Source organism: Leptolyngbya sp. NIES-2104 (genome assembly GCF_001485215.1).
GTDB lineage: Bacteria > Cyanobacteriota > Cyanobacteriia > Leptolyngbyales > Leptolyngbyaceae > Leptolyngbya.
This window is the reverse complement of sequence record NZ_BBWW01000001.1, coordinates 422,161-432,871: the sequence shown is the minus strand read 5'-3', so window position 1 is coordinate 432,871 and position 10,711 is coordinate 422,161. Positions and strand designations below refer to the sequence as shown.

At 48.4% G+C, this 10,711-nt stretch carries 11 protein-coding genes; 4 read left to right on the top strand and 7 right to left on the bottom strand.

Going from position 1 to position 10,711, the window contains the following annotated elements; translation table 11 throughout:
• Positions 1-139 precede the first annotated feature (139 nt).
• Both NIES2104_RS02100 and NIES2104_RS02095 read left to right on the top strand, forming a co-directional pair.
• Entirely contained in the window at positions 140-352 is a 213-nt protein-coding gene (locus NIES2104_RS02100; protein ID WP_058995296.1) for a type II toxin-antitoxin system HicA family toxin, read from the top strand.
• Positions 352-561 (top strand): type II toxin-antitoxin system HicB family antitoxin, encoded by a 210-nt coding sequence (locus tag NIES2104_RS02095; RefSeq protein ID WP_058995294.1) that lies wholly within the window; start codon positions 352-354, stop codon positions 559-561. The genes NIES2104_RS02100 and NIES2104_RS02095 overlap by 1 nt, the downstream gene beginning before the upstream one ends.
• A 50-nt stretch (positions 562-611) precedes the next feature.
• Here NIES2104_RS02095 and NIES2104_RS02090 read toward each other — a convergent pair whose 3' ends face one another.
• From NIES2104_RS02090 to NIES2104_RS02080, 3 genes are read right to left on the bottom strand one after another with little or no spacing between them, the layout of a single operon-like run.
• Positions 612-1,229 (bottom strand): heme-copper oxidase subunit III, encoded by a 618-nt coding sequence (locus NIES2104_RS02090; RefSeq protein ID WP_058995292.1) that lies wholly within the window; start codon positions 1,227-1,229, stop codon positions 612-614.
• Positions 1,230-1,284: 55 nt separating this feature from the next.
• Positions 1,285-3,045 carry a cytochrome c oxidase subunit I gene (ctaD, locus tag NIES2104_RS02085; RefSeq protein WP_058995290.1) on the bottom strand — a complete coding sequence of 587 codons (1,761 nt, stop codon included), beginning with the start codon at positions 3,043-3,045 and terminating at the stop codon, positions 1,285-1,287.
• 38 nt (positions 3,046-3,083) lie between these two features.
• The gene (locus tag NIES2104_RS02080; protein ID WP_058995288.1) at positions 3,084-4,151 is read right to left on the bottom strand and encodes a cytochrome c oxidase subunit II; all 1,068 of its coding nucleotides are present in this window, start codon (positions 4,149-4,151) and stop codon (positions 3,084-3,086) included.
• 409 nt (positions 4,152-4,560) lie between these two features.
• On the opposite strand from NIES2104_RS02080, the gene NIES2104_RS02075 reads away from it, so the two are divergent.
• Positions 4,561-5,487, top strand: coding sequence for a heme A synthase (locus NIES2104_RS02075; RefSeq protein ID WP_058995286.1), 927 nt, complete (start codon positions 4,561-4,563; stop codon positions 5,485-5,487).
• A 37-nt stretch (positions 5,488-5,524) separates the two neighbouring features.
• The gene (locus NIES2104_RS02070; protein ID WP_058995284.1) at positions 5,525-6,496 is read left to right on the top strand and encodes a heme o synthase; all 972 of its coding nucleotides are present in this window, start codon (positions 5,525-5,527) and stop codon (positions 6,494-6,496) included.
• A gap of 296 nt (positions 6,497-6,792) precedes the next feature.
• On the opposite strand, the gene NIES2104_RS02065 is transcribed toward NIES2104_RS02070, so the two are convergent.
• The 4 genes from NIES2104_RS02065 to nspC form a co-directional block, all read right to left on the bottom strand.
• Positions 6,793-7,563 (bottom strand): WecB/TagA/CpsF family glycosyltransferase, encoded by a 771-nt coding sequence (locus NIES2104_RS02065; RefSeq protein WP_339375055.1) that lies wholly within the window; start codon positions 7,561-7,563, stop codon positions 6,793-6,795.
• 38 nt (positions 7,564-7,601) lie between these two features.
• Positions 7,602-8,705: a glutamate 5-kinase gene (proB, locus tag NIES2104_RS02060; RefSeq protein ID WP_058995282.1), complete on the bottom strand. Its 1,104-nt coding sequence runs from the start codon at positions 8,703-8,705 to the stop codon at positions 7,602-7,604.
• Positions 8,706-8,941: 236 nt separating this feature from the next.
• The gene (locus tag NIES2104_RS02055; RefSeq protein WP_058995281.1) at positions 8,942-9,514 is read right to left on the bottom strand and encodes a hypothetical protein; all 573 of its coding nucleotides are present in this window, start codon (positions 9,512-9,514) and stop codon (positions 8,942-8,944) included.
• Between the two features lie 75 nt (positions 9,515-9,589).
• Entirely contained in the window at positions 9,590-10,708 is a 1,119-nt protein-coding gene (gene nspC, locus NIES2104_RS02050) for a carboxynorspermidine decarboxylase (protein WP_058995279.1), read from the bottom strand.
• Positions 10,709-10,711: the final 3 nt, after the last annotated feature.

The window sequence follows — 10,711 nt, the reverse complement described above, 5'->3', positions numbered from 1 at the left end:
CGAAAATCGTCGAGTTTCTAACATAGATAGCACACTTAGAACGTCTGATCTATATAAATTTGAAATAATATTAGGCGATCGACAACGTTGTTGCAGTCTTTGAACATGACATAATGGCTCACCCATCATGGAACAAGCCATGAAAGTCAAAGACGTAATCAAACGGTTAGAAGCCGATGGTTGGTATCTAGCTCGGACTAAAGGCAGTCATCGACAGTTTAAGCACTCAGAAAAATCAGGAACAGTCACTGTGTCAGGAAAACTTAGTGTTGATGTTCCAATTGGTACACTAAAAAGTATCTGGAGACAGGCTCAAATTGAATCGATCGGACCAGAAGAGGAGCAGAACTGATGCGATATGCGATCGTCATCGAAAAAGGACAAACTAGCTACGGTGCTTACGTGCCAGATCTTCCAGGATGTGTGGCAGTGGGTGAGACGATTGAGGAAGTCAGAGAACTGATTCATGAAGCGATCGAGTTTCATCTCGAAGGATTGATAGAAGATGGCTTGTCCGTTCCTGAGCCGATTTCTACTTGTGAGTATGTCGAAACTCATTAAAAAACGGGCAAGGCACTCACACCCCGCCCGTTCTTGAATTTGGCTCAAATCTAAAGAATGTACAGCAGTAGAAACAAAATAATCCAGATGACATCTACGAAGTGCCAGTAAATTTCTGCGGCTTCGACTCCGAAATGTTTTTCGCTGTTGTAATGATTCGGTTTAAGCGATCGCCAAAGTACCGCCAAAATCAAAATCAACCCGAAACAAACGTGCAGCCCGTGAAATCCAGTCAGAACATAGAACGTGCTGGCAAAAATGTTTGTTTTCAACCCGAATTCTAAGTGGAAGTACTCATAAAGCTGACCGACCAAAAAGACCGCGCCCATGAGAGCCGTCACACCAAACCACAACCGCAATCCTTTGACATCATTTTTCTTGATTGCAGTATCCGCGTTATGAATCACAAAGCTACTGCTAATCAGAATCGCAGTGTTAATTCCAGGCAGTAAGAGTTCAAGCTTTGGAGTGCCTTCGGGGGGCCACACGGGGGTTACGGTTCGGAACGCGATATACGCCATGAACAGCCCCAGAAAGATCATCGATTCCGCCGCTAGAAACACGATAATTCCTGGAATCCGAAGATCCGGATGTTCGTGATGGTGTGTTTCTGCGGCTTTCTCGTGGTGGTAGTTGAGCGAAGTTTTTGCAGGATCGATCGTAGTCATGGTGTTGAAAGAATGAAGGACACAAAGGATGAAGTCGGCTCCATCCTTTCAAGGTTTAGCGATTGTGGCTTTCGGTTCCCCGATCGCTCGGATCTGCCGCAACGACCGGATCAGGTTTTGCTCTCAGCGTCGAACTCGGTCCCGCTGAAAGGGCAGGATCACTGGCATCGGAGAACGGAACATCAACCTCTGTCGATCGCGATCCCATCCCGTAGTCATAAGGACCTGTTGCCAAGATCGGATCAGCGTCAAAGTTCTCAACCGGAGGCGGCGAAGTGGTCATCCATTCCAGCGTTAAACCACGCCAAGGATTGTCACCCGCAGGCGCACCGCTTAACCAACTCCAAGCTGCATTCACCACGAATGGAATCGTAGAAATGGCAAGGAGAAAAGCACCGATCGTACAAATCAAGTTCAACGTCGCAAACCTCGGATCGTACTCGGCAATCCGGCGGTTCATGCCTTCCAAACCTAATTTGTGCATCGGCATGAACGCTAAGTTAAACCCAACAAAGCTCAACCAAAAGTGAACCTTGCCCCAGGTTTCGTCCATCATTCGTCCTGTAATCTTCGGGAACCAGTGGTAGAACCCGGCATACAGTCCAAATACGCTACCCCCAAACAACACATAGTGCAGGTGGGCGACTACGAAATAAGTATCGTGAACGTGAATATCAAACGGAACAGACGCGACCATTACACCGCTAATCCCACCAATCACGAACAGCGAAATAAATCCCATCGCAAACAGCAACGCAGAACTTCCGTCTAATTTTCCGCCCCAAAGCGTCGCCAGCCAGCTAAAGATCTTAATGCCCGTCGGAACTGCGATGATCATTGTCGTGATCATAAAGAACATCCGCATCCAAGGCGGCGTTCCGCTGGTGAACATATGGTGCACCCACACGATCAAGCCCAACCCACAGATCGCCAGACTCGAATAAGCGATCGCTTTATATCCAAAAATCGGCTTCCGAGCGTGTACAGAAATAATGTCTGAGATCATGCCGAACACAGGCAAGATCATGATATACACCGCTGGATGCGAGTAGAACCAGAACAAGTGCTGATAAACGATCGGGTCGCCGCCTCCTGTTGGATTAAAGAACGCCGTTCCAATCAACACATCAAACGACAGTAAAATCAGCGCACCTGCCAATACTGGAGTCGCAATCACCGCCAAAATCGAGGTTGCGAACATTGCCCAACAGAAGAGCGGCATCTGATTCCAGCCCATTCCGGGAGTTCGCATCTTCCAGATCGTCACGAGAAAGTTCACTGCCGCCAGAATCGACGAGGTTCCCAACAGTAATACGCTGAGAATCCAGATCATTTCTCCAGCTTTCCCGCTAATCAAACTCAGCGGGGGGTAATTCGTCCAGCCTGCACCGGGCGCACCGACCAGAAAGCTACTGAGCAACATAATCCCAGCAGGCGGAATGATCCAGAATGCCAAGGCGTTCAGCTTCGGAAACGCCATATCCCGCGCCCCAATCATCAAGGGCACTAGATAGTTTCCAAAGCCGCCCGTTCCCGCAGGCACAATCCACAAAAAGATCATCACCGTCGCGTGAACCGTGAACAGACTGTTATAAACTTCGCGGCTAACGAAATCTGATTCAGGAGTGGCTAACTCAGTGCGAACCATCGTCGCCAGCACACCACCCACCAGATAGAAAAAGAAAGTTGTGACCAGGTATTGAATCCCGATCACTTTGTGGTCTGTACTAAAGCCAAAGTAGCGTCTCCAATCGCCCGGTTCTTGACCGCGAGCGGAAGGATTCGCTTGTTCTTGAATTTGGGCTGCTTGTGTCATAGCAAGTTCTTAAGAAAAAGAGCGGCTCCGAATTTCGACTAACTCATCGAATGAAGTTGATGTAGCATTTCAGGGGTCACACCCGTCTCTTGGGCGTAAGGTGCGAGGTATTCACTCTCAGTCATCTGAGCGGGATTCAGGGCTACCGTTTGCTCCTCACCCTTCGCTTGAGCAATCTTCATGCTCTGTACCCATTCCTCGTATGCTTCAGGCGACTCTACCACTACATGAGATTTCATCGCGCCATGATACGCACCACACAATTCCGCACAAATAATCGGATAGTCCCCTTCTTTGGTCGGGACAAAGCGAATCTGTGTCTGCCGTCCCGGAACTGCGTCCTGCTTTAATCGGAACTCTGGCACCCAGAAGGCGTGTAGTACATCGTTCGCGGTGATGTTCATGATCACCGGACGACCCACGGGTAAGTGCATTTCACCCGCAATGATTTCTTCGGGATAAGTGAACAGCCAAGCGTACTGCATTCCTGCGGCATTGATAACCAGCGGCTCTTGCTTGTTGTTCGGAGAAATTGAACCTGCTCTAGGCGAAACCACTCCAGGAATGGGCGCATCTTTGCGAACGGGAATATCTTCTTCGATCGCATTCGTTGCCGCATTTTTCCGAATTTCCTTGGTGATGGCGATATTCGGATCAGTATCGGCAATTAACGGGGCAGCGATCGCGGCTCCTTTTTGAACATGAGCCACGGGATGACCTCCATGTGCCGCCATTGAGTGATCCATCGGATTCATTCCGCTTTCGGTGTTGTAGATTTCAAAGCTAAACACTGAAATGCCCAACACGATCACAGCCGGAATTGCTGTCCAAAGGATTTCGAGGGGAATGTTGCCATGAACAGGAGGACCATCGCTCAAGTCTCCTGGCTGGCGACGGAAGCGAAACGAAGAGTAGATCAGGATAAAGCTCACCAGCAGGAAAATGCCAGTCCCGATCGTCAGCATCGCATTAAATAATTGATCAACCAGTGGGGCTGCTTCAGACGCAGCAACCGGAAGCAGATTATGGTTCTGACCGTACCAGAGGCTCACGAGGGTCAGAACGATACCCGCGAGGAGAGTTGAAATTTGACTAGGAATATTCACGGCTCACCAATCTTGCCTATAACTACTTAACAGGGTTCTAGATTCTGGATATTGGGTAAACAGCTTTTGGGTAGAGATCTTGCTGTTTTGTTTGCCGTTATGACAATAATTCCAACGCTCAGAGAGAACTGTATGTTTGAGAACGCTTGCTCAATTTCCAGTCTAGTCTTCCTTCCACGGTAGGGCAGGTTTCATCATTCGGGCGATCGAAATCAGAGAAATTTAACTCTTTCTTCGGGATCGAACTTTAGGTAGAGGCGAAAGGAGTAGATTTAGCTGAAATCGAAAGAATTTCCAAAACTCGTAGTCGATTCCAGATTACGTAACTAAAGTAGAACTTAGAGCAGATGCTTCACGGTTGATGAAGTTTTATTTCTAAATAACGACTATCCGCTTTTCGGAATTAATTATGTCAGATTCACTGTTTAATTCCCCGACGATTTCTCAACCCACGCAAGCCCGCAGTTGGATTACTCGCCTCGTGTTTGCACTGGCTTTCTCGACCTTGTTTCTCATGGCAGTCGGCAGCGCCACACGGGTCATGAATGCAGGCTTGTCTTGCCCGGATTGGCCCCTCTGCTATGGTGAGATTGTGCCTCGTGATCAGATGAATCTTGAGGTGTTTCTAGAATGGTTTCACCGACTGGTTGCGACAACGATCGGCTTTGGAACGATCGCGCTTGTGGCTGTGTCCTGGTGGTTCCGTCGTGACCTACCGAAGTGGACTCCTTGGGCAACCTTGTTCGCACTGTTCTTGGTGGTCTTCCAAGGGGTGTTAGGGGGCTTAACGGTCACGCAACTTTTGCGGTTCGACATTGTAACGGCGCATTTGGGAACGGGATTATTGTTCTTTAGCACCTTACTCGCGATCGGGACAATGCTGATTCCATATCAAGGAACGGGAACCGTCGGAAAGCTCCGTTTAGTCGGAATTGCGGCAACCGGATTTGTTTATTTTCAAAGCATCTTAGGCGGATTAGTCTCGTCTCAGTGGGCATTACATCAGTGCTTCGGACAATCCCAACTCTGTACAATCATGAACAGTCACATTGCGGGAATTGTTCCTCCGACGCTTTCTGTTCTGGCATTAGTGATTCTCGCTTGGCGCACTCCTGCACTTCACCCGTTGCTGCGTCGCTTGATCAATGTTGCTGGATTGTTGTTAGTGCTACAAATTTCATTGGGGGTTGCGACCTTCAAACTGCGCCTTCAAGTTGAACCTTTAACGGTTGCACACCAAGCCACTGGAGCCGCTCTCCTTGGAACATTGCTGGTGTTTACTGTGTTGGCTTTACGCGATTCTGCTGAAGGTCAGATCGTCAAAGTCGAAGCCTAAATCTTTTTTAGCTACTCTCGTTTGACCGAAGATAAAAATGCAAAATTCAGTAACGGGCGTAATTCGCCACAATCAAGATTTCCTACAAGTCATTAAAAGCTATTGGCAACTGACCAAGCCGCGTATCATTCTATTGCTCCTAATCACTACAGCGGGAGGAATGTGGATTGCGGCTCAAGGACAAGTTGATCCCGTCTTGCTAATCGTGACGCTGATCAGTGGTGCCTTTGCCGCAGGATCAGCAAACACTATTAATTGTTTGTACGATCGAGATATTGATTACGTGATGGAACGGACTCGCAGCCGTCCACTTCCATCGGGTCGAGTGAGTCCCCGCGATGCGTTAATCTTTGCGATTACGTTAGCGGTGACATCGTTTGGTTTGCTCGTGTATTTTGCGAATCTGCTCAGTGCTTGTTTGGCGATGTCCGGCATCTTCTTTTATGTGGTGGTCTATACTCACTGGCTGAAGCGGCATAGCACTCTAAATATTGTGATTGGCGGTGCTGCGGGTGCGATTCCGCCTCTGGTGGGTTGGGCTGCGGTGACAGGCGACTTGAGTTGGGCGGCTTGGGTGTTATTTGCGATCGTATTTCTCTGGACTCCCCCGCATTTCTGGGCGTTGGCGATCATGATTCGTGAAGATTACGCCAAAGTCGGGGTGCCGATGTTGCCTGTTGTGAATGGCAATGAGCCGACGAGTAAGCAGATCTTTTACTACACGCTGTCATTGATTCCGGTGTCGCTGTTGTTGGTTTATCCGCTGCATGTGATGGGTGCGGTGTATGCTGCGATCGCGCTTCTGTTGGGCGGCATTTTTGTCCAGAAAGCTTGGAAATTGATGCAGGCTCCGTCGGATTTAATGGAAGCTCGATCGACGTTCAAATACTCGATTCTTTACATGATGCTGCTTTGCGCTGGAATGGGAATCGATTCTTTACCTGCAACTCGTCAGCTTGTCAGTACGCTCATTGAACACGCTCAAACAATCATCGGAATGGTGTTCTAGGTCTATCTTTAGACTGATTTACAGGTAATAGAGCTAAATTACTCTTCTGGCAATGGGAACTTAGTTAGTCGCATGGCTGCGACTACAAATAAAACACTCCGATCGATACGACTGGGGTGTTTTTAATTGTTTAGGATTGTGAATTAAATAATGTGCAAGATTGAACGGGTTTGCCCTCATCCCCAACCCTTCTCCCTGGGGGAGAAGGGAGCTAGAATTCTTGTTCCCTCTCCCCTAGGGAGAGGGCTAGGGTGAGGGTAAACCCAGAGAATTGTAAGTCAATTAATTCCCATTCCTTAGCGGCTGACCGGATTGCGTTTAGTGAGACGATACACGATCGCTTTCATCGCAAATTTCGGTAGTGCAGTCATTCGTTTCCATCGCCAAGGTTCTTGATACAGTCGATACAACCATTCGAGGTGATTATCACAGAACCATTTTGGGGCGCGTTCCTTTGTTCCCGCCCACACATCAAAGCTGCCACCGACACCGATCCAAACCGCATTCGGGCAGACGTGCCGATTTTTAGAAATCCATAATTCTTGTCGCGGCACACCCAGACCCACATAGATTAGTCGGGGTTGTAGTGTTTTCAAATGTTGAAGAAATTCAGGTTCATCTTCAGGCTTGAGATAGCCATTTTGAACACCGACGATCGAGATTCCTGGAATGCTTTGCCGCCATTTTTGCGCCGCTGTTTCCGCAACTCCGGGCGCACCTCCGAAGAAAAAGATCGACCAAGGTTCACCGAATTGTGTCGATCGCTCTAACAAACCTTGCGCGAGTTCGATCCCCGGAGTCCGCTTTACCCGCTTCCCATGAAGCCGCATATACAAAACAATTCCCGAACCATCCGGAATCACTAATTCTGCTTGATGAATGATATTTGCTAACGCTGGATTTTGTTCCGCCTGCATCGTCATTTCCGCATTCAGCGTAATCACATGACAACCCAGCCGCTGTTCGATGCGGTGACTCAGCCAGCGATCGTAATCATTCACGAGGTGCATCGGCAGTCCCAACACGGGAAAGGGCTGCAAAGAATCAGAGTAAGGAACGTGAGTCACAAGCTTTCTCGGCGGGGATGATTCGGGATTGAATTGTATCAGGAAAGAACCAAATTATCGCGATGCACGACGGTTTCTTCACCCGCGTATCCAAGAATTTCGGGAATTTCATCGGATTGACGACCGCGAATTTTTTCTAGTTCGTCGCTGTTGTAGTTGACGATGCCTCGCGCAACTTCTTCACCAGAGCGATCGCAGATTTTCACCGCGTTCTGACTATCAAATTCGCCTTTGACTTGAATAATGCCTGCGGCTAATAGCGATCGACCTGAATGTCGAATCGCTTTCACTGCACCCTCATCGAGATACAACTGCCCGACCGGAACCAATCCATGAGCAATCCACCGCTGTCGAGCATTAAACGGGCGCGGCTGCGGTTCAAACTGCGTTCCAATCAATTCACCTGACAGAATTTTTAAAAGATTACGCGGCGATCGACCTTGAGTAATTACAGTTCTCACACCCGCACCCGTCGCAATTCGAGCCGCTTGAATCTTCGTCACCATTCCCCCAGTGCCCCACTGTGTCCCAGAGCTTCCGGTTTGAACGTCTGACAATTCATCAATGTGTTTGACGATCGTGATCGGTTGCGCGTTCGGATTGTTGCGGGGATCAGCAGAATATAAGCGATCTACATCCGTCATCAAAAATAACCAATCCGCATCGACCACACTCGCAACCAGTGCCGAGAGCGTATCATTATCGCCAAACTTCAATTCATCGACCGAAACCGTATCGTTCTCATTCACGATCGGAACAACACCCAAGTTTAAGAGTTCTTGAAACGTGCGAAGAACATTAATGTAGCGGCTGCGTTGAATCAGATCGCCACGAGTGAGAAGGACTTGTGCGATCGGTTGTTGGAGTGCGGTGAAAAAATCATCATAAATCCGCATCAAACGACCTTGACCGACCGCCGCGATCGCTTGTTTGAGCGCCATCGATTTCGGACGTTCGACTAATCCCAATCGTGCACATCCAACCCCGACCGCGCCAGATGAAACGAGAACAACGCGATTTCCCTGTTGGCGGAGCTGACTGAGAACTTCGACTAGAGAAGCGATCGTCGAAAGTGCTAATTGTCTTGAATCGGGTTGAGTCAGGCTAGAAGTCCCGATTTTTACAACGATCGTTTGAGGCATGAACTGAACTGTAAGCTGCTTGAATATCCTATCAAGTTCAGGAATCTTGAATGGGTCGCGGAATTTTGAATTAGTGTGTTTTGTTCGCTTCGTTCAATTCCGCCCCGGAATAGAATGATACTGGTGGTGAATTGGAAAAAGAAAGATAATCACACATCCCTCGTCGATCGCACTCATCCGCGCCGAATTCTATTCCGGCGCGGACTGACAACGCAGTCAGAACCCCAAACTACACACTAATCCGGTATCGCAAACCCAGTCCTCGGATCGCGAATATACAAGCCCAACACCAGCGAATTAATCACTTCATCCCAAACCGGAGTCAACTTCTCCGCTTGATCCGCCCAATAATCAAACGTAATCAAACACTGAATACTCGACCCAAGCCCGACACAGATCCGAGAATACGCTTCACGATTTTCATTAGAATCGATGAATTTAATTTGAATCCAAGCGATTCGAGCCGTTTGGCGTTTCACTTTGACCACTTCCCCGACCTCGATCACATCACGTCGATCGGCAGTCGCAACCTTTTTCACCGTATGTTCCAACGGAAACAAGCTCCAATCTTGTTTCGGCAAGTGATTGTAAGAAACTTCTAACCGACAATCATCGTTTGGCGGCGTTGCATCATGGAAGCTAAAAGATTTTTCGTTCGGTTCAAAATGCCAGTCTTGCGGCACATCGAATCGAACCGCACCCCGTCCCGCTACGAAAATCTTGTAGCCCGGTTTCGACTGCCAGCCATGATTATCATCGATTTCCAGAGTTTCTTTGATCCACTCTGGTTTTCCTTTCTTTTTGCCCATAGATCAAATCCACGATCGCATTAATCCAAATAGTAAATCAGGATTTTTACGATCGTGGATTCTCTCTAACTTTCCTTAACCGACTCGCGATCGATAATCCTCGTAGCCAAATTCGCGCCACAATTCAAACGATCCATCTTTGCGGACACACCCGATCGCCGGATGCGCGACCCCGTTAAACATCGTGGATTTGACCATCGTATAGTGCATCATGTCTTTGAAAATGATGCGATCGCCGATGGCTAACGGTTTCTCAAACCCGTAATCACCGAGGAAATCTCCAGCTAAACAGCTTGATCCCCCTAAGCGATATTCTCCGTTTTGCGATGCTCCCACAATTTCCGGCTGATAAGGCATCTCCAAACAATCGGGCATGTGTGCAGTGAAAGACACATCCAACATCACATGAGTAAAATCAGCAGTCGGAATCAGATCGAGAACCGAACCGATCAAATCGCCTGTTTGCCAAACGATCGCGGAACCGGGTTCTAGATACAACTGCAAATGAGGATAGCGATCGTGAAACGCATTCAGAACTGCGATCGCATGATCGACATCATAGTTTTCGTGCGTCATCAAATGCCCACCCCCCAGATTCAACCACTGAATCTGAGGCAACAAGTGACCATAATGTTGTTCAATCTGCTGAAGCGTTTTCTCTAATGCAAAAGAATCGCTTTCACACAGATTGTGAGACAAGAAGCCACTGATGCCATCCGGTAAGCGATCGCCTAATTGTTCAGGCAAAACACCTAAACGTGATCCAGGCTGGCAAGGATTATAGAGAGCGGTTTTAACCGGGGAATAGAGCGGATTAATCCGAAGCCCGATCGATGCCGATCCTTTTGGTGAGCGCTCCCACTGACTTAGAGAATTAAAAGTCACATGAGTTGCTCGATCGAACAATTCCGGTAAATCCTGCTCCCGATATGCAGGCGAATAGACGTGCAATGCACCTCCGAATTCTTCGGCTGCTAACCGAGCCTCCCAGAGCGAACTTGCCGATGCCCCGGATAACATCCGATTGATCATTGGAAACGAATGAAACAAGGCATACGCTTTCAATGCTAAGAGAACTTTAACGGGGGCTTCGCGTTGAACTCGATCGAAGATCTGCAAATTCCGCTCAAGTCGCTCTTCATCCAGCACAAAGCAGGGAGACGGAATCGCCTCCAAAACTGCATCGTTGATCATGTC